The organism is Kitasatospora sp. NPDC028961 (assembly GCF_055564815.1).
Map to the genome: position 1 here is coordinate 43,865 of NZ_JBVHVO010000020.1, position 22,670 is coordinate 66,534.

17 protein-coding genes are annotated in these 22,670 nt (G+C 72.7%); 11 read left to right on the top strand and 6 right to left on the bottom strand.

All coding sequences use genetic code 11. The features are described from left to right. Positions 1 to 298 precede the first annotated feature (298 nt). Positions 299 to 943: a dihydrofolate reductase family protein gene (locus ACZ4UX_RS27130; RefSeq protein ID WP_329485314.1), complete on the top strand. Its 645-nt coding sequence runs from the start codon at positions 299 to 301 to the stop codon at positions 941 to 943. A gap of 400 nt (positions 944 to 1,343) precedes the next feature. Next, a complete protein-coding gene (locus ACZ4UX_RS27135; protein WP_359806588.1) occupies positions 1,344 to 1,709 on the top strand; it encodes a hypothetical protein in 366 nt (121 codons plus the stop codon). Positions 1,710 to 1,865: 156 nt separating this feature from the next. Here ACZ4UX_RS27135 and ACZ4UX_RS27140 read toward each other — a convergent pair whose 3' ends face one another. From ACZ4UX_RS27140 to ACZ4UX_RS27155, 4 genes are all read right to left on the bottom strand, one after another. Beyond that, entirely contained in the window at positions 1,866 to 2,843 is a 978-nt protein-coding gene (locus ACZ4UX_RS27140) for a 2-hydroxyacid dehydrogenase (protein ID WP_465708612.1), read from the bottom strand. A 197-nt stretch (positions 2,844 to 3,040) separates the two neighbouring features. Next, the gene (locus tag ACZ4UX_RS27145) at positions 3,041 to 3,313 is read right to left on the bottom strand and encodes a hypothetical protein (RefSeq protein WP_465708613.1); all 273 of its coding nucleotides are present in this window, start codon (positions 3,311 to 3,313) and stop codon (positions 3,041 to 3,043) included. Positions 3,314 to 3,716: 403 nt separating this feature from the next. Beyond that, positions 3,717 to 6,512 (bottom strand): M4 family metallopeptidase, encoded by a 2,796-nt coding sequence (locus tag ACZ4UX_RS27150; protein ID WP_465708614.1) that lies wholly within the window; start codon positions 6,510 to 6,512, stop codon positions 3,717 to 3,719. Between the two features lie 551 nt (positions 6,513 to 7,063). After that, positions 7,064 to 9,475 (bottom strand): glycoside hydrolase family 2 protein, encoded by a 2,412-nt coding sequence (locus ACZ4UX_RS27155; protein WP_465708615.1) that lies wholly within the window; start codon positions 9,473 to 9,475, stop codon positions 7,064 to 7,066. 523 nt (positions 9,476 to 9,998) lie between these two features. Here ACZ4UX_RS27155 and ACZ4UX_RS27160 point away from each other — a divergent pair. Beyond that, positions 9,999 to 11,054, top strand: a complete 1,056-nt coding sequence (locus ACZ4UX_RS27160) for a LacI family DNA-binding transcriptional regulator (protein WP_465708661.1) — start codon at positions 9,999 to 10,001, stop codon at positions 11,052 to 11,054. 13 nt (positions 11,055 to 11,067) lie between these two features. Here ACZ4UX_RS27160 and ACZ4UX_RS27165 read toward each other — a convergent pair whose 3' ends face one another. Together ACZ4UX_RS27165 and ACZ4UX_RS27170 are read right to left on the bottom strand one after the other, a co-directional pair. After that, entirely contained in the window at positions 11,068 to 12,096 is a 1,029-nt protein-coding gene (locus tag ACZ4UX_RS27165; protein ID WP_465708616.1) for a LacI family DNA-binding transcriptional regulator, read from the bottom strand. A 254-nt stretch (positions 12,097 to 12,350) separates the two neighbouring features. Next, positions 12,351 to 13,352: an ROK family protein gene (locus ACZ4UX_RS27170; RefSeq protein ID WP_465708617.1), complete on the bottom strand. Its 1,002-nt coding sequence runs from the start codon at positions 13,350 to 13,352 to the stop codon at positions 12,351 to 12,353. 348 nt (positions 13,353 to 13,700) lie between these two features. Between ACZ4UX_RS27170 and ACZ4UX_RS27175 the strand changes: the two genes are divergently transcribed. From ACZ4UX_RS27175 to ACZ4UX_RS27210, 8 genes are all read left to right on the top strand, one after another. Then, on the top strand, positions 13,701 to 15,008 hold the full coding sequence (locus ACZ4UX_RS27175; protein WP_465708618.1) for an ABC transporter substrate-binding protein: 1,308 nt from the start codon (positions 13,701 to 13,703) through the stop codon (positions 15,006 to 15,008). A gap of 97 nt (positions 15,009 to 15,105) precedes the next feature. Then, a complete protein-coding gene (locus tag ACZ4UX_RS27180) occupies positions 15,106 to 16,104 on the top strand; it encodes a carbohydrate ABC transporter permease (RefSeq protein WP_465708619.1) in 999 nt (332 codons plus the stop codon). After that, a complete protein-coding gene (locus ACZ4UX_RS27185; protein WP_465708620.1) occupies positions 16,101 to 16,982 on the top strand; it encodes a carbohydrate ABC transporter permease in 882 nt (293 codons plus the stop codon). Before ACZ4UX_RS27180 ends, ACZ4UX_RS27185 begins: the two co-directional genes overlap by 4 nt. A 133-nt stretch (positions 16,983 to 17,115) precedes the next feature. Beyond that, complete coding sequence (locus ACZ4UX_RS27190) at positions 17,116 to 18,144, top strand: LacI family DNA-binding transcriptional regulator (protein WP_465708621.1); 1,029 nt, start codon at positions 17,116 to 17,118, stop codon at positions 18,142 to 18,144. Between the two features lie 94 nt (positions 18,145 to 18,238). Beyond that, a complete protein-coding gene (gene manA / locus ACZ4UX_RS27195) occupies positions 18,239 to 19,432 on the top strand; it encodes a mannose-6-phosphate isomerase, class I (RefSeq protein ID WP_465708622.1) in 1,194 nt (397 codons plus the stop codon). Positions 19,433 to 19,488: 56 nt separating this feature from the next. Continuing rightward, complete coding sequence (locus ACZ4UX_RS27200) at positions 19,489 to 20,796, top strand: glycoside hydrolase 5 family protein (RefSeq protein ID WP_465708623.1); 1,308 nt, start codon at positions 19,489 to 19,491, stop codon at positions 20,794 to 20,796. A 66-nt stretch (positions 20,797 to 20,862) separates the two neighbouring features. Next, positions 20,863 to 21,477: an SGNH/GDSL hydrolase family protein gene (locus ACZ4UX_RS27205; RefSeq protein ID WP_465708624.1), complete on the top strand. Its 615-nt coding sequence runs from the start codon at positions 20,863 to 20,865 to the stop codon at positions 21,475 to 21,477. A gap of 197 nt (positions 21,478 to 21,674) precedes the next feature. Continuing rightward, a partial coding sequence (locus ACZ4UX_RS27210) for a glycoside hydrolase family 5 protein (protein ID WP_465708625.1) occupies positions 21,675 to 22,670 on the top strand: 996 nt, incomplete at its 3' end.

Consider the following 22,670-nt stretch of genomic DNA (forward strand, 5'->3'; position numbering starts at 1 on the left):
GGTTACGGCAACCCGGGCGACCTGCCCGTCACCGGCAACTGGAGCTGACCCACCACGCACACCCGTACGGGGCCGCCACACCGGCGGCCCCGTACCGGGCGTTCCTCTGGCCGCCCCGCGGCCGGGCTCGGCGCTACTCGGTGCCGCCGGTCCTCGGGTGAGCCGGGCGACAGGGCCCGCCGCCGACCGGTGCGGTTCGGCCCGATTGTCGGTGGCGCCTGCAAGACTGCCGCCGTGTCTGTCCCGCGCCCGGGAGCCGCACCGTCGTCGTCCGGCAGGAACCACTGGAGGAACACACATGACGCAACTGCTGAGAGTCCAGAACTTCGTCGTCTCGAGTGACGGCGTCGCGGCCGGCGAGGACCAGAGCTTCGAGCGCCCGTTCGGCTTCGACCACCCCGAGCGGCTGTTCTCCTGGGCCGGTGCGACGGCGAGCTGGCCGATGCGCACCGACCCCGGGGGCAGCCGGGGTCTCGACGACTACTTCACCCGCGACTACCCCCGCAACATCGGGGCCGAGATCATGGGCCGCAACAAGTTCGGGCCCCAGCGCGGGCCCTGGCAGGACCACGAGTGGCGCGGCTGGTGGGGTGACGAGCCGCCGTTCCGCACCCCGGTGTTCGTCATGACCCACCACACGCGGCCGTCGTTCACGCTCTCCGACACCACGTTCCACTTCGTCGACGGCGACCCGGCCACGGTCCTGGAGCAGGCGCGGGAGGCGGCGCAGGGCAAGGACGTCCGGCTCGGCGGGGGAGTCACCACCGTCCGGGAGTTCCTCGACGCCGACCTCGTCGACACCCTGCACGTGGCGGTCTCGCCGCTGAAGCTCGGGTCCGGCCTGCGGCTCTGGGAGTCCCCCGACGAGCTGCTCGACCGCTTCCACCTGGACGTCGTGCCCAGCTCCAGCGGCGTGACGCACCACCTGTTCTGGCGGAAGTGACCCAGCCCCGGGGCGGCCCCGACCGGCCGCGGTGCCTCCCCGGAGCCGCCCGCCGAGCACGGTGACCACGGCGGGCGGGCCCGCTCGGGCGTCCTGCACCGGTACGACGGCGCCTGCCGCGCCGGCCGTCCCGCCCGCCCCGCCGCCGTCCCCCGTGGGCGAGCCTGGACCAGGACGGCGTCGTCGGCCCGCGGACCGGTGACGTCATGGTCTCGGCCACCAAGGACATGGTCCACTGCTACGCCTCGCTGCCCACGCTGAGGTGCCCACCGCCGCGGCCGCCTACCGGTGTGGGAGGGGAGGGGGGTCCGAGAGGGTCTTGGCACGGGTGGCAGGTGTAGTTGAAGATGCAATGAGCTTCACCGCACCGTAGGAAGACCTTTCGAGGAGGAGTCCCGCGATGACCGTCCACCTGAAGCGCCTCACCGCCGTCGCCGCCACCGCGGCCGCCCTGCTGCTGGGCGGAGCTCTCGCCCAGCCCGCCGCCGCCGTTGAACTCCCGCACGCCCCGGTGGCCTACTTCGCCACCGGAGCCGACCTGACGGGTACCAGGTTCCCGGTCGACACCGGTAGCACCGGCTGCCGCGCGCTGCCGTCCCCCGCACTCTCCGCGGTGGACTTCACCGAGGTGAACATCAGGGTCTACTTCACCGCCGACTGCCGGACCGGCCTGCCCGGCAAGCCGAGCGACCTGTCCTACGTGCTGGGCAGCCTGCACTGGGCCGACTTCCCGTTCCCGGCGCTGAGCTACGAGGTCGTTCGCTAGGGGCCGGGGAGGAGCCCGCCGCGGTCCGGGCGTCGCCGTGAGCCGGCGGCCCGGTCCGGGGCGGGCGAGGGTGGACCATCACCGGGGCCGTCGAAGGCATCCCGCGCCCAGGACCGGCCACCTGCCCGCCGCGTCCCGTCCGCACGGCGCGGCGCGCTACCCGGCCGCGACGGGGTAGGGGGGTTGGTCGCCCTGGGCGACGGAGAGCAGGTTCTCCGCGGCCATGTCGGCCATGCGCCGGACGGCCTGGGAGCTGAGGTAGGCGCAGTGGGGTGTGACCAGGAGCCGGTCCGGGACGAACTCCAGCAGTCCGTACGGGTCCTCGGCCGGGTGCGGCGTCGGTTCGGTGTAGTAGCCGTCGAAGGCCGCGCCGGCGATCAGGTCCGCGGCGAGTGCGGTGCGCAGGGCGTCGGGGTCGACGAGGGCGGCACGGGCGGTGTTGATCAGGAAGCCGTCGGGGCCCAGCGCCGTCAACTGCCGTGCGCCGATGACGCCGTCGTTGACGCCCGGCTGGTGGGGGAAGTGCAGGGTCACGACCTCGGCGGCCTCGAACAGGTCGTCCAGGGAGGCGACCGCGGTGTAGGGCAGCCCGTCGAGCTCCGGGCGGTGCGTGCGGTTCCAGTACAGGACCTCCATGCCGAACGCGGCGTGCGCCATCCGGGCCACCTCGCGGCCGATGTGGCCCATGCCGGCCACCCCGAGTCGGGCGCCGACCAGCGAGGGCGTCGCGTCCTCGCTCCACAGCCCGGCCCGCACGCCCGTCACCCGGCGGGTCACCCCGCGGACCAGGTCGAGCATCTGAGCGACGGTGAACTCCGCGACGGCCACCGCGTTGGCGTGCGGGGTGTAGCAGAACCGGGTCGGCGAAGCGCCCTCGGGCAGTTCCATGAAGGAGCCGTAGCCGGTGCCCATGAAGCAGGCCACCGCGAGATCCGGCAGCCGGTCCCACGCGCGCGCGGACATCACCTCCGAGCCGCCCAGTACGTAGCCCCAGGCGCCGTGCAGCGCCTGGACCACCTTGTCCTCGTCCAGGTCGCCGGGGAGCGACTCGACGGTGAACCCGCCGGCCTCCAGCTTCCGTACCACCTGGTCCGGGAAGGTCGCCCCGGTCACGACCACCCTGCGCCTGTCCATGCTCGGCTCCTCGGTCGACTCCGTGCGCGGCACGCTCCGCCCCCGGCGGCGCCGCGGGCCTCAGCCTACGGGCGGCGGACCGGATGTTTCCGCCGGTCCGGAGGAAGTCGTCCACCCGTGGTCGCCATCCTCGGGGCGGTCCGAGGCCGTGTCCGTTGCTCCGCAGGCCCCGACGAGGGCGCTCACGGCGGCAGGCCCTACCGGGCGAGGGCGAGTACACCGACGATCGCGGCCGCGGCCACGCAGCCGAGTCCGCCCCGGCCGGGACCGCGCCGTGCACACGCGCAGGACAGCAGGCCCGAGACCGTCATGGTCAGGGCGGTGCCGTAGCAGGCCCAGCCCCAGGTGTTCCGAAGACTCTCCGACCCGAACGCGAAGAGGGCGAACGCCACGGCGAAGAACGGCGTCGGGAGTGCGAAGAACCTGTTCACCGCGGTCGAACCCGTCGGATCGGGCTGCTGATCGGCCATCTGCGATCGTCGTTTCTGTCGGACCGCTCCCGGTCCGTGGACCGGGAGCGGTGGAACCGTCTGGTCTCTCCTGCGCGGCCGACGCGCACGGCTCGCAGGACACCCGAGCCCGGGGGACACCTGGGCCCGGGTTCTCCGGCCGGGAGCCAGTCTCGCGGCACGGTGATCGCTCCGACAGGTGGACATCGGGGTCGGGGTACGGAAGGACACCACGGGCCGGGTGCTCCGGTCGGCGGGTGACGGGGCGACAACCGAGGCGAGACGGGAGGTCTTCCGGTCTTCACCGCCTCGAATGACGGTCTCTCACCGTCCGGCGCCGAAGGATTTCCGGTCTACACGCCGCTGCGCCGTCCGCCCCGGAAACAGGTGGCGAACGGCGCAGTGGCGTGGACGGCGGGTCGGGTCAGCAGGCGGCGGCGGGCCGGTCGCGGGTCACGAGGTCACTGCCGCCGGTGGTGGCGTCGAGCCAGACGACCCGGTTGCCCTGGTCGGCGGCGGGGTGGAACTGGGTGCCCCGGTTGCAGGAGACGCGCACGGGGGTGCCGCCGGTGACGGGGAGCTGGTACAGCTTCGGCAGCGCGGCGTTGGACCAGCCGTTGGCCGGCTTGTCGCCGCGCTGCTGGAAGGTGACGGCCCGGTCGGTGGCGGTGATCGCCAGGTCGGCCGGGGCGAGCGGCGAGCCGGCCGGCAGCAGCTCGCCGATGCCCGAGCCGTTCAGCGCGCCGGAGCGGATGGCCCCGCCGCCGGGGTGGCCGGGCGCGGTCTGTGTCCAGAGCAGCCGGTCGCCGGCGAGCGTCGGGGAGTCGAGGAACGGTGCCTCGGCGCCGTTGGCGGTGCTCACGGGGTACTGGGCGGTGGTCCGACCGGCGGCGATCGAGTAGACGGTCGGGGCCTGGACGGTCGACTCGCCGGTCGTCCAGGTTTCGAGCCAGCCGAGCAGGCCGTTCTTGAGGGAGAGGGAGGAACTCGTGTACGGCACCAGGTTGTGGCCCTCGGGCAGCGGGAGTTCCACCGGCGGGGCGCCGTCGTGGGAGAGCATCGCCCGGCTGCGGCCGGTGTCGCCGTCGGTCAGCACGAAGGCGATGTCCGTGCCGGAGACCTGGACGCTGACGGGCGACTGGGCCGAGGACTTGAAGAGGCTGCGGACCGGGCCGCCGGACAGCGAGCGGGTCAGCACCTCGGTGCCCCAGGTGCCGGTGTCGTCCAGTCCGATCGCCAGCCAGACGGCGGAGGTGCCGTCGGTGGCGGCCCAGCCGTGGATCCGCTCGTCCTCCGGGCTGAGCCGGGTCGGGGTGGAGGGTGCGGTGGTGGAGGGTGCGGTGGTGGAGCCGGTGTAGAGGGGGACGGCTCCTCCGACGGGGCCGCTGGTGCTGCCCATCACCCAGTGGCCCCCGCCCGCCGCCGGCCCGGTCGGGGCCATGGCGCCGCGCAGCAGCGGGCGGCTGTCCGTACGGACCCGGCTCTGCCAGCCGGCGCGGATCCCGTGCGCGTCGAACGCGGCGGCGACCGTGCGGAGTTCGGCCCGGCCGAGGCCGAGCGAGCGGCCGGCGGCGAGGACGGCGTTGCGGCCGTCGACGAAGTCGTCCAGCGGGGTGAGGAATTCGGCGAGCGCGCGGTAGACGAGCCGGTCGGCGGTCAGCGGGTCGAGGGTGCGGCGCAGGTCCCACAGGGCGCCGCCGAAGATGGTGGAGTTGAGGTGCACGCCGCCGCTGTCGAGTTCGAGCCCGGCGCCGAGGTAGTCGTCCACGGTGGTGCGGCGGTCGTCGAGCCGGCGGCCCGCGCAGGCCTCGGGGGTACCGGTGAGGCAGAGGCTCTCGCCCAGCAGCGCGGCCCCGGGGTCGGTCATCGCGATGCCCCGGGCGGTGACCTCGATGGCGTTGCCGAAGTAGTCGGCCAGCGCCTCGTTCATCGCCCCGGACTGCCCGGAGTACTCCAGGTCGGCGGTGTGCTGGATGACGCCGTGGGTCATCTCGTGGCCGGCCACGTCCAGGGCGACGGCGAACTGGCGGTGCGTGGCGTCGCCGTTGCCGTAGACCATCTTCTGCCCGTCCCAGGAGGCGTTCGGGAAGGGCCTGCCGCCGTTGCTCACGTTCACCACGGAGGTGATCGGGCTGCCCTTGCCGTCCAGGCCGTCCCGGCCGAGCCGGTCGCGGTAGAAGTCGTACACCGTACCGGCGTTGACGTGGGCGTCGGTGGCGCCGCTGGTACCGGTGGCGGCCGGGAAGTCGGGGCCGGGGGAGGCGACCGGGAGGGCGTCGGCGGGCAGCCGGCCGAACTCGCGGTAGTCGCGGCCGGTCCCGTCGTAGGTGGAGATGGTGGCGGGCCGGGTGAGGTCGACGAGCCGGTAACCGCCGTCGGACTGACGGGCGATGTTGACCGGCACGGTGCGGCCGAGGAGGTCGGGCGCGCTGCCGGTGGCGGGCTCGCCGGCCGGCCCGGCGGGTGCGGCGGCCGCTGCCGCGCCACGGGCGGCACCGGTACCGGCGTCCGCCTGGTACGGGCTCCGGGCGTCATGGGCGAGGGCGACCACGCCGCGGGTGGCGTCCACGTAGACCTCGCGGACCAGCGGGCCCCCGGTCACCGGGTCGGTGGAGCGCACGGTGAAGTGCTGGGCGAGGCGCCCGGCGCCGCCGGGCAGGACGACGGGGCCGCGGTCCTCGGCGGTGGCCGCGGTCCGGGCGCGCTGGTCGGTCAGCGAGTCGAGTGCCAGTCGGCGCAGGGTCGCGGCCGGGACGGCGGCGGTGGTCGGCGCGGTCAGCCCGGTGAAGTACTTGCCGCCGGCCGACTCCACCCGCTGACCGGTTCCGTCGCCCACCAGGCGGACCAGGTACTGCCCGCCGAGGACCGGTATGCCGCCGTGGTACTGCTGGAACCTGACGGTGCGCCGGTCCGCGGCGGTCCGCTCGACGGCGAGCTCGGTCAGCTGTGCCGGGTCGATCCGGTAGCGGTCGGGGTGGGCCGCGAGATGGGCCCGTGCCGCCTCGCCCGCGCCGCCGGGCGCGGCCTCCGCCAGTCCGGTCACCAGCTGCGGCGCGGCGGTGCCCTCCCCGGCCACCAGGGCGGGGACGGGATCGGGTTCGGCCCCCGGGCCCGGGGGCGCGGCCAGGGCCGGTGCGGCGCTCAGGGTGAGCGCCAGCGCCAGGCTCAGGGCGGCGCCCGCGCCGAGCGCCTTGGGGGTGGGGCGGGAACGGTGCTGCACGGCGGTCCTCCACGGTGATCGGCAGCCGGTGGCAACGCCGCTGACGGGGCGGCGAGGTGACGATGGATCACCAGATGCTCGATCGCGGCCGTCGGGCCCGTCCAGACCGTCGGGCGAAAGGGCAGCGCGCGGCGCCAACTCCTGCGCACGGGCGCAACCGCCCCGTGTCCGAACGGGCACGAACCGCCCCCGCCGGCGGAAACCGCCCCCGTCGGTGAACCGCCCGCGCCCCCGCCCCGTACGGCCGCCGCCCGGCGTGTGCGGCGGCGCCGGCCCGCCGGCCGATCAAGGCCGGTGCCCCTCGGCAGGGTCGGGGAGCGGTCGCGGCCCGCGAGTACGGCGGCCCGCGACCGCGTCGGGAACGGCGCGGCCCGGCGGCACCCGGGTGTGTGTGGGTCAGGGGCAGGTGACGCCACTGCTCTGCCAGGTGGTGGCGTCGACCATGGTGGTGGCGTCGACCGTGGTGCCGGCGAAGCTCTTGACGGCTCGCTGCTGCCGGCGGTGTGAGCCCGGCACCAGCGAGCCGTCAGCGGCGCGTCAGGTGGACCTGGTCACGCGGGTTCCACGCAGTACAGGGCGGCGCGGGCGGTGTCGGCGTCGATGCCGGGCGCTCCGGTGATCCGGATCCGGGCCCGCTCGCCCGCGAGCAGGGTCAGGAGACCTCGGTCGGCGACCGCGTCGGGTGCCAGCCGGTCCGCCTGCAGCAGCAGGTCGCGGACAAGGGTGTGGGCGGTGACCACGATGTCGAGGGCCGTGTCGTCGCCGGCCACCGGCTCCACGGTCACGTCGAACTCGGGCCGCGCGTAGTCGAAGTGCTTGTCCGGTACCGGGAAGTGCACCGCACGCAGGTCGTCGGCGTCGGCGGCCAGGAACTCCTTGGTCGAGCCGGCCGTCGGCGCCAGCGCGTTCGGTACCGGCAGGCGCAGCACTGAGCGGGCTTCGACGGTCACCGGCAGTTCGGTTGTCGTGGTGGTGGTGCCGTCGGCGGAGACCCTGCGCAGGGTGACGACGGTGTGCCAGGGCCGGGCTGCCTGGTTGGCCAGGGCGAGGGTCGGGGCAGCCTCGTCGGTGGTCGGCTGGATGGTGATGAGTCGGTCGGCGAAGACGCGGCGCAGCTCGTACCAGAGCGGCTTGAGGCGGCCGTCGCCGTCGATGGCGGCCCAGGAGGAGACCGGCCAGCAGTCGTTGAGCTGCCAGACGACGGTCCCCGCACAGCGGGGCCAGTGGGAGCGCCAGTGCTCGATGCCGGCGGCGACGGCGCGGGCCTGGACGACCTGGGTGAGGTAGTGCCAGCGGTCGAAGTCGGCGGGGAGGTCGAAGTGACGCTCGACGCCGCGGTCGAGCTTGCCGTTGCCGTCCTCGGCCTTCTGGTGGTGGAGCATGCCGGGGGAGTCGGCGGCCAGTTCTTCGGTGGGCAGGGCGCGGCGCAGGGTGGCGTGGGCGGGCGGGGCTTGCCAGCCGAACTCGGCGACGAAGCGGGGGACGGTGGCCCGGTACTCGGCGTAGTCCTGGCGGTTCCACACCTCCCAGGAGTGGTGGGTGCCGTGGTCGACGTCGTTGGGGTGGTGGTCCCAGCTGCCGGACCAGGGGCTGCCGGCCGTGTAGGGGCGGGTGGGGTCGAGTTCGGCGACGATGCGGGGCAGCACGCCGAGGTAGTAGCCCTCGCCCCAGGAGGCCGAGGCGAGTTCGGTCTCCCAGCCCCAGTCGCGGAAGCCCCAGAGGTTCTCGTTGTTGCCGTTCCACAGCACGAGTGAGGGGTGCGGCATGAGGCGGACGACGTTCTCGCGGGCCTCGGCCTCGATCTCACCGCGCAGCGGCTGCTCCTCCGGGTAGGCGGCGCAGGCGAAGAGGAAGTCCTGCCAGACCATCAGGCCGAGTTCGTCGCAGGTGTCGTAGAAGGCCTCGTCCTCGTAGATGCCGCCGCCCCAGACCCGCACGAGGTCGACGTTGGCCTCGGCGGCGCGGGTGAGGCGCTCCCGGTAGCGTTCGGGCGTGACCCGGCTGACCAGGGTGTCGTCGGGGATCCAGTTGACGCCCCGGACGAACAGGCGGACGCCGTTGACCGCCAGGGTGAACCCGCTGCCGTGTTCGTCGTCGGAGGTGTCGAGCTCGATGGTGCGGAAGCCGACGCGGCGGTGCCAGCTGTCGAGCGGCCCCTGTGCGTCGGCGAGCGTCAGGTCGAGGTCGTACAGGGCCTGGTCGCCGTAGCCGCGCGGCCACCAGAGCGCGGCGTCGGGGACGTCCAGGACGATGACGGCGGTGTCCTGGCCGACCGGGAGGGCGACCGTGGCGGTGTGGTCGCCGATGGTGGCGGTGGCCGTGAGCTCGCGGGCCGCGCCGGTGGTGGTGCGCTCCAGGTCGAGGTGGAGTTCGACGGTGCCGGTGGTGCCGTTGACGGTGGTGTGCGGGCGCACCCGGGCCAGTCGGGCGGTGGACCAGCGCTCGATCCGGGCCGGTCGCCAGATGCCGGCGCCGGGCAGGGTCGGGCCCCAGTCCCAACCGAAGCTCGCGGCCATCTTGCGGATGTACTGGAACGGCTCCGGATAGACGTTGGGGCGGTCGCCGACCAGGGCGCGCACCCGCTCGGCCTCCCGGTAGGCGCTGGTGAAGCGCACCGCCAGCTCGCCGGTCAGGCCGGTGGCGTCGAAGCGGTAGCCGCGGTGCATGTTGCGGGTGGAGCCGAGTTCCGTGCCGCCGAGGGTGATGGTGGCGGCGGTGTCGAGCCCTTCGAAGACCAGGTCGGTGCGCTCGTGCCGGGTGTCGTGGTCGGGCAGGTCCAGGGTGTAGGTCCAGTCCTGGCGGCTGACCCAGGCGACGTCGGTCTCGTTGGCCTCCAGGAGCGGGTCCGGGATCAGACCGGCGGCCAGCAGATCGGTGTGGACGCAGCCGGGCACGGCGGCGGGGAGCCGACTCCCCGCGTGGTGCAGGGCCCAGCCCTGGTCGAGCTGGGTGACGTCCTTCATCGTGCGGCTCCATTCGCGGTGGGGGTGGTTCCGAAGGCGGGTGGGAGCCACCGTAGCCCCTCCTACTGAACCTGTCCATAAACCGGTTAGGCGAGGTTTGTGGGCCCAGTCGAGCGATGAAGTCCCTGCTGGCGCTGGCCATGGAGCCTGCGGGAGCTCGCTGATCGTTGACGGCGAGCGTGGAGTTAAGTGCCGTTCCTTTACCGGTTCGCCAGTTGCGGTCGATCACGGGTGTGCGGCAGGCCCCCTGCTGAGCCGCACCGGCGCGCCACCTCCGACCGCGGGGGCGCGACCGGAGTCGGCGGCGGTCGCGCCGAGGCGGCCGCCGGCGCGTCCGGCCACGGCGCTCGTCGAGTTAACCGCTTCACTCCGAGGGCGCCATGGTTGGCACCTGCTCGCTGTCAACCGCTGGTTAACCGGTTGCCCCGAGCATGCCGGGGCGGCTTCTGCGGCCGGCCCGGCCCGTAGTAGCTTGGGGGCGCAAGGTCTGCCCCAGCCGTTCAGAAGGGTCCTCGTGGATCAGGTGTCCCCGCAGCAGCGTCCGGCCGGGCGACGGCCGACGATCGCCGACATCGCCAAGATCGTCGGCGTGTCGAAGGTCTCCGTCTCGAACGCGCTCAACGGCCAGCCGGGCGTCTCGGAGGCGACCCGGGCCCGGATCGCGGAGGTCGCCGAGGAGATCGGGTTCGTGCGCAACAGCGCCGCCCGGGCGCTGAGCGGGGCGAAGTCGTCGGCGGTGGGCCTGGCGCTGGCGCGGCCGGCCCGGATGCTGGGGACCGAGCCGTTCTTCATGGAGCTGATCGGTGGGATCGAGAACATCCTGTCCGACGCCTCCTATTCGCTGGCGCTCCAGGTGGTCTCCGACCACGAACGCGGACTGGAGGCGTACCGGCGCTGGTGGGGCGAGCGGCAGATCGACGGTGCGATTCTGGTGGACCTGCGGGAGGACGACGCGCGGGTGCCGGCCCTGGAGGAGCTCGGCCTGCCGACGGTCGTCATCGGTCACCCGTCCGGCTCGGGTGGCCTGACCCCGGTGTGGTCCGACGACGCCGCGGCGATCCGCGAGACGCTGGAGTACCTCGCGGCGCTGGGCCATCACCGGGTCGGCCGGGTCGCCGGGCTCACCGGCCTGGTGCACACCTCACTGCGTGACGTGGCCTTCACCACCGTGTGCCAGGAGTTGGGGCTGGAGGCCGCGCCGGTCGTCCACACCGACTACACCGGCGTGGAGGGTGCGCGGGCGACGCGGCGTCTGCTGCTCACCCCCGACCGGCCCACCGCGATCCTGTACGACAACGACATCATGGCCGTGGCCGGCCTGTCGGTCGCCCAGGAGATCGGACTCCAGGTGCCCGGGGACCTGTCGATCGTCGCCTGGGACGACTCCCCACTCGTCCAGGTGGTACGGCCCGCGCTGACCGCGTTGACCCGGGACATCCACGCCTACGGCGCGCACGCCGCCCGGACCCTGCTGGCGCTGATCTCGGGGCAGAAGAGCGGCGGTTACGAAGACACCGCCCCGCAGCTGACACCCCGCGGAAGCACTGCCGCACCACCCGTCCGAGCGGCCCGGCCCTGAGCACGGGCAGGGCTCACGGCCGACGCGGCGGCGGGCCGGTGGTACCGCGCGGGACCAGGACGGGCGTACCGGAAATGCGGGAATCGGCCCGTCCGGTGTCCAGCAGTTCGAGCAGGCACCGCGCGATCTCGGAGCCGAACGCGAACGGATCGTGGCTGAGGGCGGACAGTCCGGGTCTGGTGATCTGGCACAGGTCGGAGTCGTCCCAGGCGACGAGCGACACGTCCTCGGGGACCCGCAGGCCCAACTCGGCGGCGACAGCCAGGCCGGCCACGGCCATGATGTCGTTGTCGTAGACGATCGCGGTCGGCCGCCGATCGGAGGCGAGCAGTTCCCGGGTGGCTCTGGCGCCCTGGTGCGCGGACAGGTCGGTGGGCACGTGGCGGTGGTCCTGGAGAGACAGTTCGACGGCGACGTCCTCGAACGCCCGCGAGCGGACCAGCGCGCTGCCGAGCCTGGCCGGGCCCGTGATGTGCGCGATCCGGCGGTGCCCCAGGACGGCGAGGTAGCGCACGGCCTCCGTGATCGCCGCCGCTTCGTCCATCCAGACCGCCGGGAAGGGCCCGCTGTGGTCGGGGTGGGTGACGGCGACCACCGGCATGCCCAGACGGTGGGTCGGCTCGATCCGGGGGTCGTCCGCGGTCACCCCGGTCAGCACCGCTCCGTTGACCTGGCCGGACTGCCACCACTGCTTGTAGAGGGCGATCTCCATCTCCCTGCTGGCGGTGAGGTGGAGCAGCAGGGAGCAGGGGCGTTCCGACAGGACGTTCTCGATGCCGCCGATGAGCGCCATGTGGAGGGCGTCGAGACCCTCGGCCACGGCGTCGCGGCTGATCGCCATGCCGATGGTGTGCACCCGGGGACCGCGGGCCAGTGAACGGGCGGCGAGATTGGGGGACCAGCCGAGTTCGCGGGCGGCTTCGGTGATGCGGCGGCGGGTCTCCTGCGAGACGCCGGGCCGGTCGTTGAGGGCGAGCGAGACGGCGCCGGCGGAGACCCCGGCGCGGGCGGCGACGTCTCGGATCGTCACCCGGTGCTGCATGCTGTTCCCCTCCGACGGCTGGTGGCCCGGCGACGCGCGTGCACGCGTTCCCGGTACATCCTGTCAGGTCGTCCGGCCGGCGGACCGCCGCGTGCCCGCGGCTCATCTCGCGGGCGGCGGGGCCTTCTCCGCCGATCCCCGGGCGGTCGGGCGGGTGGGGATCCGGGTTCGGAGGGCAGGGCCGGCGCGGGACGGCGCCGTCGTCCGGCGGGTCGGTGCCGTCGTCCGGTGGGTCGGCGGGAAGGCCAAGGGCGTCAGCGGTGGGCGGGCAGGGCCGGGAGGGCGAGGGCGGCGGCGCCGACCAGGCCGGCGTCGGTGCCCAGGTGCGCGGGCACCAGGCTCAGTCCGCGGGCGAAGGACAGGGTGGCGTACGAGGCGAGGTGGCGGGTGAGCGGGTCGAAGAGGACGGAGCCGGCCCTGGCCACGCCGCCGCCGATCACCGCGGCCTCGATCTCGACGAGGGTGGCGGTGGCGGCGATCCCGGCAGCCAGTGCCAGGGCGGCGCGGTCGTAGGCGGTCAGGGCGAGCGGGTCGCCGGCCCGGGCGGCGACGGCGACCGCGCCTGCGGTGGCGACGCCGTCCGGGCCTGGCCGCCAGCCGAGTTCTGCGGCGGTGCGGGCGATGGCGGTGCCGGAGGCCAGTCCTTCGAGGCAGCCGCGGGAGCCGCAGGGGCAGGGGCGGCCCCGGTAGTCGATGCTGATGTGGCCGAGGTGCCCGGCGTTGCCGGTGGCGCCGGTGTGCAGGCGGCCGTCGAGCACCAGCCCGGCGCCCACGCCGGTGGAGACCACCAGGCACAGTGCGTTGCGGAAGGGGCGGGCGGCGCCGCGCCAGTGTTCGGCCGCGGTCATGGCGACGGCGTCGCCGCCGAGTACGACCGGAAGGCCGCGGACGGCGGGGTGCTCGGCGGCCGCGGAGCGCAGCGGGAAACCGCGCCAGCCGGGCAGGTTGACCGGGCTGACGGTGCCGGCGGCGATGTCGACGGGGCCGGCGCTGCCGATGCCGAGGGCCCGGACGTGCTGCCAGGCGGGGAGTCGGGCGAGGTCGTCGAGGACGTGGTCGACGGCGGCCATCAGCTCGTGCCGGTCACCGTCGGCGGGGGTGGGCACCTGGAGCTGGTGGAGCAGTGTGCCGTCGGTGTCGACCAGGCCGCCCGCGATCTTGGTGCCACCGATGTCGACAGCCGCGATCAGCGGTCCCGCGAGGGCGCCGCCCGGGGCCGGCCCAGCAGGTCCGGGTGTCGTTGCGGGAGCGGCCATGTCGTAACTCATTGTAACTTCTCCGCATGGGTGACAGGGGGGCGCCGCAGTGCTGGACGGGGCGCCGCCGGGGCGATCCCGGTGATTCTGATCCACCGCGACAACGTTGTCCAGCGCCCGCCGGTCGCGATCGGGCAGCAAGGGCGATTCGATATCTTGTTAGGCAATGTTTTAGTAAAGAGCACCTTGATTGGACACAGAACTGGTGGATATCAATGTTGACCGCTCTATGGACATGACGGCGAAGTGACGTCTACGTTAAGCGTCCAGCAGCCAGGGAGACCGGCCAGGCCTGCTGGGTGTTGCCTCCCCCGTGTCACAAGACGATCAGCACGAAGGATGAGCGAGATGCGAAGAGGATGGGTGGCCGTCGCGGCCGCGACCACGGTGGTGCTCACGGCGTGTAGCAGCAACGGCGGCGACGGCGCTTCCTCGGTCCCGACGGTCAACGCCGACCCGGCCAAGGTGTCGGGCTCGATCACGGTCCTGACGAACCGCACGGACCAGCTCGGCGAGGGCATCCTGGACAAGTACGCCGCCGAGTTCAAGAAGGTCTACCCGAACGTCAAGGTGAAGTTCGAGGGGATGAAGGACTACGAGGGCGAAGTCAAGATCCGCATGAACACCGAGAACTACGGTGACGTGCTGCCGATCCCCTCGGACCTGTCGATCGCCCAGTTCCCCCACTTCTTCTCGCCGCTGGGCGAGGCCGCCGAGCTGTCGAAGCAGTACCAGTGGACCGACTACTCGACGGTGACCGGCAAGGTCTACGGCATCGCCAACTACGGCACGGTGACCGGCTTCGTCTACAACAAGAAGGTCTGGGCGGACGCCGGCGTCACCGAGTGGCCGAAGACGCCGGAGGAGTTCGTCACCGCGTTGAAGGCCCTCAAGGCCAAGGGCGCCGCCACCCCGTACTACACCAACTACCACGACGGCTGGCCGCTGCGGCAGTGGACCGACGCGGTCAGCTCCCCGAGCTGCGACCCCGGGGCCAAGGACGCCATGGCCACCACACCGCTGCCGTGGACCGGCGGCAACGACATCTTCACCATCGACAGCCTGCTGTACTCGGTCGTCCACGAGAAGCTCTCCGAGGAGGACCCGACCACCACCAACTGGGACAACTCGAAGGTCCTGCTGGCCACCGGCAAGGTCGGGTCGATGTACCTCGGCTCCTGGTCCATCGCGCAGGTGCGCGATGCCGCCTCCAAGGCCGGTGCGAACCCGGACGACATCGGCTACATGCCCTTCCCCTCGACGACCGGCACTCCGTGCACCGTCCTGCAGCCGGACTACAAGTACGCGATCAACAAGCACTCCAAGAACCAGGAAGCGGCCCGGGCCTGGATCGACTGGTTCGTCAACAAGTCCGGTGCCGCTCAGGACGAGCAGGGCATCTCCTCCGTCAAGGGCACCGAACTCCCCAGCGCGCTCAAGCCCTTCATCGAGAAGGGCGTGCGGATGATCAGCCAGAACCAGGAGAAGCTGGCCGCGGTCAAGAAGATCGACAAGGGCGCGGAGATCAACCTGGACGCCCCGGACTACCGGCAGAAGCTGGTCGACATCGCCCGCGGCGCCGCCGCCGGCGACCAGAAGAGCTACTTCGCCGAGCTCAACAAGAAGTGGTCCGAGTCGCAGAAGACGGTCGGCTGACCCACGGGACCGAGCGGCGCGGCCCGGGCCCGTCCGCTCCGACATCGGGGCCGGGCCGTGCCGCTCACCGGACGCCAGGACCTACGAAGGAACGAAGATGACTGCACTGCAGAGGGACCGGGGCACCGGAAAGCCCCCCGCGCGGACCACCCTCGCCGCCGCCCCGGCCGACCGGGGCCGCGCCGCCCGGCGCAAGGGTGTCCGGGACCGCGTGGCCCGGCGCGAGGGCGTCCGCAGGCACTGGTGGTTCACCCCGTGGCTCTACCTGCTGGTGCCGCTCGGGCTGCTGGTGACCTTCACCTACCTGCCGATCGGCGACATGATCGGCTACAGCTTCACCGACTGGGACGGCATCAGCCCGGAGAAGAACAACGTCGGGTTCGAGAACTACACCGACCTGTTCACCCGCCCCGAGCTGTTCAAGGTGTTCCTGGTCAGCGGCGTCTACCTGATCGCCGCGGTGGTGCAGATCTGCCTGGCGCTCTACTTCGCCACCGTGCTGAGCTTCGACACCAGGTTCCGGAACTTCTTCAAGGGCATCCTCTTCTTCCCGTACCTGATCAACGGCGTCGCGATCGGCTTCGTCTTCCTCTACTTCTTCCGGCCGCACGGCACCCTGGACTCCCTGCTCGCGCTCCTCGGTGTCCACGGCGAGCACCTCTGGATGGGTGACCCGGACCTGGTCAACACGTCGCTGGCCGGCGTGTCGGTGTGGCGCTACACCGGCCTGAACCTGGTGCTGTTCCTCGGCGCCATCCAGTCCATCCCGCCCCACCTCTACGAAGCGGCCGCGCTCGACGGCGCCAACCGCTGGCAGCAGTTCCGCCACATCATCGCGCCCAGCATCAAGCCCGTCATCAGCCTCAGCGCGATCCTCGCCGTCTCCGGCTCGCTGGCCGTCTTCGAGATCCCCTACATCATGACCGGCGGCGCCAACGGCTCGCAGACCTTCGTCATCCAGAGCATCAACATGGCCTTCAAGTTCGACAAGTACGGCCTCGCCTCGGCCAGCGCCGTCGTCCTGCTCGTCCTGATCCTGCTCGTCACCTGGATCCAGCGCCGCCTGGTGCCGGAGGAGAGGGTGGAACTGTCGTGACCACCGACCCCGTCACCCCCGCGCGGCACCCCCGTGCCGCGGGGAGGATCCACGCCCGGTCCGCCGCCGCCGGCGGCGCCAAGTACCTCTCCCTGGTCCTGGCCGGCGCCGTCGTGCTGATCCCGCTCGTGGTGATCATGTTCACCGCGCTGAAGACCCGTCAGGAGGCCCTCGACACCGGCCCGCTCGACCTGCCGGGCAACTGGCTCAACTTCGAGAACTTCCACATCGCCTTCACCCAGGGCAAGATGCTGCCCGCCTTCCTCAACACCACCTTCATCCTGCTGGTCTCGGTGACCGGCACGGTGGTCATCGGCTCGATGACCGCCTACGCCATCGACCGCTTCGACTTCCGGCTGAAGAAGCTCGTCATGGCGCTCTTCCTGCTGGCGAGCCTGGTGCCCAGCGTCACCACCCAAGTGGCGACCTTCCAGATCATCGACAACCTGGGCGCGTTCAACACCCGCTGGGCGCCGATCCTGCTCTACCTCGGCACCGACATCATCTCGATCTACATCTTCCTGCAGTTCATCCGCTCCATCCCGGTCTCCCTCGACGAAGCCGCCCGCCTCGACGGTGCCAACAGCTTCACGATCTACTGGCGGATCATCCTGCCGATGCTCAAGCCCGCCATCGCCACCGTGGTGATCGTCAAGGGCGTGACCGTCTACAACGACTTCTTCATCCCCTTCCTCTACATGCCCTCCAGCGACCTGGGCACCATCTCCACCTCACTGTTCCGCTTCCAGGGACCGTTCGGCGTCAACTGGGAGATCATCTCCGCCGGCACCATCCTGGTCATCCTGCCCACGCTGGTGGTCTTCCTCGCCCTCCAGCGCCTGATCTACGCCGGCTTCGCCGCCGGCTCCAGCAAGTGAACCGGCTCCCCAGGGCGACGGTCCGGCGGCACCGCACCCGCGCCGTGGTGCCGCCGGCCCGGAACCCTGCCCGGAACCCTGCCCGGAACGCTGTCCGGAACGCGGCCCGGAGCACCGCCAGGAGGGCACGGCGATGAGCGTACGCGTCACCATCCGCGACGTCGCCGCCCGCGCGGGTGTCTCCGCCGGCGCCGTATCACTGGCCCTCAACGACAGGCCCGGGGTGTCCGCGCCCACCCGGCAGCGGATCCGGGCCGCCGCCGAAGAACTCGGCTGGGTCCCCGACCGAGTCGCCCGCAGCCTGGCCCGGCGCGCCCCCGGCAGCGAGACCGTCGGACTGGTCCTCGCCCGCCCGGCACACCAACTCGGCCTGGAACCCTTCTACATGGAGTTCATCTCCGGCATCGAGAGCGTCCTGGCGGAGCGCTCGGCGACCCTGCTGCTGCGCCTGGTGCGCGATCGCGAGCAGGAGATCGCCGTGCACCGCACCTGGTGGCGCGCCCGCCGCGTCGGCGGCGCCGTCCTGGTCGACCTGACGGAGGCCGACCCCCGTGTCCCGGCGGTAGCCGCGCTCGGCCTGCCCGCCGTGGCGGCCGGCCACCCGACGCTCGCCGGCGGGGCGCTGGCCGCCGTCTGGACCGACGACTGCGCCGCCGTCGAGGACGCTGTCCGCTACCTGGCGATGCTCGGCCACCGCCGGCTGGCCCGGGTCGGCGGCGACCCGGCACTCGGCCACACCGCCCTTCGTACCCGGGCGCTGGAGGCCGTCGCCGAACAGCTCGGCCTGGAGCCGCCGCGCAGCCTGCCCACCGACTTCTCCGGCCGGGCCGGCGCCCGGGCCACCCGGATGCTGCTGGCCTCCGCCGACCGCCCCACCGCGATCATCTACGACAACGACATCATGGCCGTGGCCGGCATCGCCGTCGCCGCCGAACTCGGCCTCCGGGTACCCACCGACCTGTCGCTGATCGCCTGGGACGACTCCCAGCTGTGCCGGCTCACCCACCCCCCGCTGTCCGCGATGAGCCACGATGTCCACGGCTACGGAGCCCTTGTCGCCCGCACCCTGTTCGACGTCATCGAGCACCAGCGACCGCCCACCGGCCCGGCCTCCACCCCTGTCCTGGTGCCGCGCGGCAGCAGCGGGCCACCGGCCCGCTGACTCCCTCCCACAGACTCCCGACCCGTCCCCGACTCCTCGTGAGGGTGAGGAGGCCCGGGGACGGGTCGGGGCCCACGCACACCGGAGCACCGACATGACCGCCGACCTGCTCACCACTCCCATCCGCCACTACACCTGGGGGTCCACCACCGCGCTCGCCGAACTGACGGGCCGCCGGCCCACCGGCGTACCCGAGGCCGAACTGTGGATGGGTGCCCACCCCGGCGCTCCCGCCCGGATCGACCGCGGCCACGGCAGCGAAGGCCTGGACACCGTCATCACCCGGGATCCGCAGCACGAGCTCGGCGGCCGGGTGGCCGGCCGCTTCGGACCCCGACTGCCCTTCCTGCTGAAGCTGCTGGCCGCCGACCACGCCCTCTCCGTGCAGGTCCACCCGACGACCGCCCAGGCGAGGGCCGGGTACGACGGGGAGCAGGCCGCCGGAATCCCGCTGGACGCCCCGCACCGGATCTACCGCGACCGCCATCACAAGCCCGAACTGATCTGCGCACTGAGCGACTTCGAGGCACTCTGCGGCTTCCGCGACCCGCGGGTCACCGCCGCGCTCTGGGAGCGGCTGGCACTGCCGGTACTGGACCCCTGGATCCGGCAGCTGCGCACCGCCCCCGCTGACCGGGCACTGCGCACCGTGCTGACCGGCGCACTCGCCGAGGACCGGACCAGGGGAGAGCAGGCCGCCGCCGAACTCCCCTCCGCCCTGGCGGACCTGGCCTCCGGTGCCGACCCGGACGCGGCCACCTGGGCCGCCTACCGGGGCGCCGCCCTCGACCACCCCGGCGACCCGGGGATCCTCGCCGCGATGCTCCTCAACCACGTCCGGCTGGGCCCGGGCCAGGCCCTCTACCTGGACGCCGGTGTTCCGCACGCCTACCTGCACGGCCTCGGCGTCGAGATCATGGCCAACTCCGACAACGTGCTGCGCTGCGGCCTCACCCCCAAGCACGTCGACATCGCCGGGCTGGCCGCCGTGGTCGACTTCCGTCCCACCGCGCCGCGGCACGTCCCCGCCGTTCCCGTCGGGCCCGAAGAGCTCGAGTTCCTCACCCCCGCCGAGGAGTTCAGCCTCTCCCGCATCGAACTCGGAGCGCCCCTGCGGATCGCGGACGACGGACCGCAGATCCTGCTCTGCGTCCGCGGCACCGCCCGGGTCGACGGCGGGCCCGCCCTCGGACCCGGCCGGTCCGCCTACCTGCCCGCTGCCGGCGGACCCGTCCGGCTGGACGGTGACGCCACCCTGTTCCGCGCCAAGGTCCCGCGGGCCCGCTGACCGAATCCGCACGCCCCCAGGCACCATCCCACCCGCCGCTTGTCCGGAGGAGACCCGTGAACGACCAGCCCCGCACCACCGGCCGCCGCACCCTGCTCGGCGCCGTCGCCCTCGGCGTCGCCGCCACCCCGCTGCTCGGCGGCGCCGCCTCCGCCACCACTGGCGCCGGCCAGGACGACGAGCAGCGGCAGGGCCGCGGCAGCGAGGACGGCGCACGGCGCTCGTTCGTCACCACCAGAAACGGTGAACTGCGCTTGAACGGGCGGAAGTTCCGCTTCGGCGGCACCAACTGCTACTACCTGCACCAGCAGTCCCACTACATGATCGACGCCGTGCTGAACGACGCCGCCGCGATGGGCCTGACCGTGATCCGCGCCTGGGCCTTCGCCGACGGCGACGGCCTCTCCCACCGAGCCCTCCAGCCCAAGCCGTTCCAGTACGACGAGGCCGCCTTCGACAGCCTCGACTACGCCGTCCACAAGGCCGGCCGGCTCGGTCTCCGTCTGGTCCTCCCGCTGGTCAACAACTGGCCCGACTACGGCGGCATGCGCCAGTACGTCTCCTGGTTCCTCGACCTGCCCGACGACTCCTACGGCGACGGCACCCACCACGACCGCTTCTACACCGACGCCACCTGCAAGAAGGCCTACCGGGCCTGGGCCAAGCACGTCATCGGGCGCCGCAACCGCTACACCGGTCTGCGCTACGACGACGACCCCACCGTCATGGCCTGGGAGCTCGCCAACGAGCCGCGCTGCCGCAGTGACAAGTCCGGCGCCACTCTCCTCGGCTGGGCCCGCGAGATGAGCGACTACGTCAAGGCCCTGGCCCCCCGCCAGCTCCTCGCGGTCGGCGACGAGGGCTTCTACGGCGAGCCCGGCCACGCGGACTATCCCTACTCCGACTACGAGGGCAGCGACTGGCGCAAACTCACGGCCCTGCCCGCCGTCGACTACGGGACCGTGCACGTCTACCCGCAGAACTGGGGGGAGACCAGCGGCTCCAAGCACGGCGCCAACGCCACCGAATGGGGCACCCGCTGGATCACCGACCATCTCGCCGACGGCCGCGAGCTCCGCAAACCCGTCGTCGTCGAGGAGTTCGGCCTGCAGGTCGACCCGGCCCGCGACATCCCCGACGCCGCGACCCGCGACGCCGCCTATCGCGCCTGGACCGACGCCGCACTCGCGAACGGCGCGGCCGGCGACCAGTTCTGGCTGCTCACCTCCCGCGCCGACGACGGCTCCTTCTACCCCGACCACGACGGCCACCGGGTGATGTGGAACAACGACCCGGCCAACCCCACCCGTGCCGGCGCGCAGCTCTTCGCAGCCCATGCGAAGGCGATGGCCGCGGCGGGCTGACCCACTGACCGCCCGCCGCCCGGTGACCGTCAGCCCGGGCGGCGGGCCCTCCGGGAGGAGTCCCGCATGCACCCCCGCACCACCGTCCTCTTCCAGGGCGACAGCATCACCGAGGCCGGCCGCGACCGCGGCTGCTCCGGAGACCTCGGCCACGGCTACGCCGCGCTGGCCGCCGCCGGGCTCCCCGGTACCCCGGTGGTGCTCAACCGGGGCGTGGGCGGCGACCGCCTCGCGGACCTGCGCGAGCGGTGGCCGGCCGACACCCTCGCTCACCGGCCCGGGCTGGTCTCCGTCCTGATCGGCGTCAACGACACCTGGCGCCGCCACGACCGGGGCCTGCCGAGCCCGGTCGACCGGTGGGAGCGGGACTACCACCGGCTGCTCGGAGACCTGTCCGGGTACTGCGCTCCCCGACTGGTGCTGATCGAGCCGTTCCTGGTGCCCGTGCGGGAGGAGCAGTGGGGCTGGCGGTCCGACCTCGACGCCCGGGTCCAGGCCGTCCGCCGCCTCGCGGCCGCGCACGACGCGGGCCTGCTGGCCGCCGACGGCTTGCTCAACCAGGCCGCCCGGACGGCGGGCGATCCCGCCCTGATCGCGGCCGACGGCGTGCACCCCACCCCACTCGGCCACCGCCTGCTGGCCGACGCGTGGCTCGCCCTGGTGAGCGCCCCGAAGGCCTGACGCCCCATCACCGGCAGGCCGTTCGAGAACGACTGGAGGGCGATGACGGCGTCGACGCGTACCCGCGCGTTGGTCAAGGCCATCGACTCCAGGCCCCCACAAACGATTTGAGGAGAGCCATGGACAAGCCGCAGAGCCGTAGAGCGCTCACGACGGTCGGAGCAGCACTCGCGGCCGCCTTCGGGTTGCTGTTCGGGGTGTTCGGGTTCGCCCCGGGCGGTGCCCAGGCCGCCGGTACCGGCATCCACGTCAGTAACGGCCGCGTCTACGAGGCCAACGGGAGCCAGTTCGTGATGCGAGGGGTCAACCACGCGTACGCCTGGTACCCCAGCCGGACCACCGCCATCGCCGACATCGCGGCCAGGGGTGCCAACACCGTCCGCGTCGTGCTCAGCAACGGCGACCGCTGGACCCGCACCGGCTCCGCCGAGCTCGCCACCCTGATCGACCAGTGCAAGCGCGCCAAGGTGATCTGCGTGCTGGAGGTCCACGACGCCACCGGCTACGGCGAGGACGGCGCCGCCACCACGCTCGACCGGGCCGCCCAGTTCTGGGTGGACAACAAGAGCGTCCTCGCCGGCCAGGAGGCCTACGTCGTCGTCAACATCGCCAACGAACCCTGGGGCAACAGCGGTTACGCCGCCTGGACCGCCGCCACCAAGAGCGCGGTCAGCAGGATCCGCGCCGCCGGCCTCCACCACGCCCTGATGGTCGACGGGCCGAACTGGGGCCAGGACTGGTCCCACACGATGCGCGACAACGCCGGCTCGGTCTTCCAGTCCGACCCCGACCGCAACACGATCTTCTCGATCCACATGTACGGCGTCTATGACACCGCCGCCGAGGTCCAGTCCTACCTCGGCGCCTACGTCAACGCCGGACTGCCCATCGTGGTCGGTGAGTTCGGCGCCAACCACAGCGACGGCAACCCCGACGAGGACGCCATCATGGCCACCGCCCAGTCCCTCTCGGTCGGCTACATCGGCTGGTCCTGGAGCGGCAACGGCGGCGGCGTCGAGTACCTCGACCTGGTCGACGGCTTCGACAAGAACTCGCCGACCGCCTGGGGCAAGCGGTTCTTCGACGGAGCCAACGGCATCGCCGCCACCGCCCGCCCCGCCACGATCTACGACCGGCCCGGCCAGTCGCCCTCGCCGTCCCCGCTGCCGACCAGGGCGCCGAACGGCTCGTAC

Bases quoted from the DNA above. Each gene is read 5' to 3' on its own strand.
- ACZ4UX_RS27130 (WP_329485314.1), top strand. From the start codon at position 299: ATGACGCAACTGCTGAGAGTCCAGAACTTCGTCGTCTCGAGTGACGGC.
- ACZ4UX_RS27140 (WP_465708612.1), bottom strand. From the start codon at position 2,843: ATGGACAGGCGCAGGGTGGTCGTGACCGGGGCGACCTTCCCGGACCAG.
- ACZ4UX_RS27175 (WP_465708618.1), top strand. From the start codon at position 13,701: ATGCGAAGAGGATGGGTGGCCGTCGCGGCCGCGACCACGGTGGTGCTC.
- ACZ4UX_RS27170 (WP_465708617.1), bottom strand. From the start codon at position 13,352: ATGGCCGCTCCCGCAACGACACCCGGACCTGCTGGGCCGGCCCCGGGC.
- manA (WP_465708622.1), top strand. From the start codon at position 18,239: ATGACCGCCGACCTGCTCACCACTCCCATCCGCCACTACACCTGGGGG.
- ACZ4UX_RS27190 (WP_465708621.1), top strand. From the start codon at position 17,116: ATGAGCGTACGCGTCACCATCCGCGACGTCGCCGCCCGCGCGGGTGTC.
- ACZ4UX_RS27155 (WP_465708615.1), bottom strand. From the start codon at position 9,475: ATGAAGGACGTCACCCAGCTCGACCAGGGCTGGGCCCTGCACCACGCG.
- ACZ4UX_RS27135 (WP_359806588.1), top strand. From the start codon at position 1,344: ATGACCGTCCACCTGAAGCGCCTCACCGCCGTCGCCGCCACCGCGGCC.
- ACZ4UX_RS27205 (WP_465708624.1), top strand. From the start codon at position 20,863: ATGCACCCCCGCACCACCGTCCTCTTCCAGGGCGACAGCATCACCGAG.
- ACZ4UX_RS27145 (WP_465708613.1), bottom strand. From the start codon at position 3,313: ATGGCCGATCAGCAGCCCGATCCGACGGGTTCGACCGCGGTGAACAGG.
- ACZ4UX_RS27180 (WP_465708619.1), top strand. From the start codon at position 15,106: ATGACTGCACTGCAGAGGGACCGGGGCACCGGAAAGCCCCCCGCGCGG.
- ACZ4UX_RS27165 (WP_465708616.1), bottom strand. From the start codon at position 12,096: ATGCAGCACCGGGTGACGATCCGAGACGTCGCCGCCCGCGCCGGGGTC.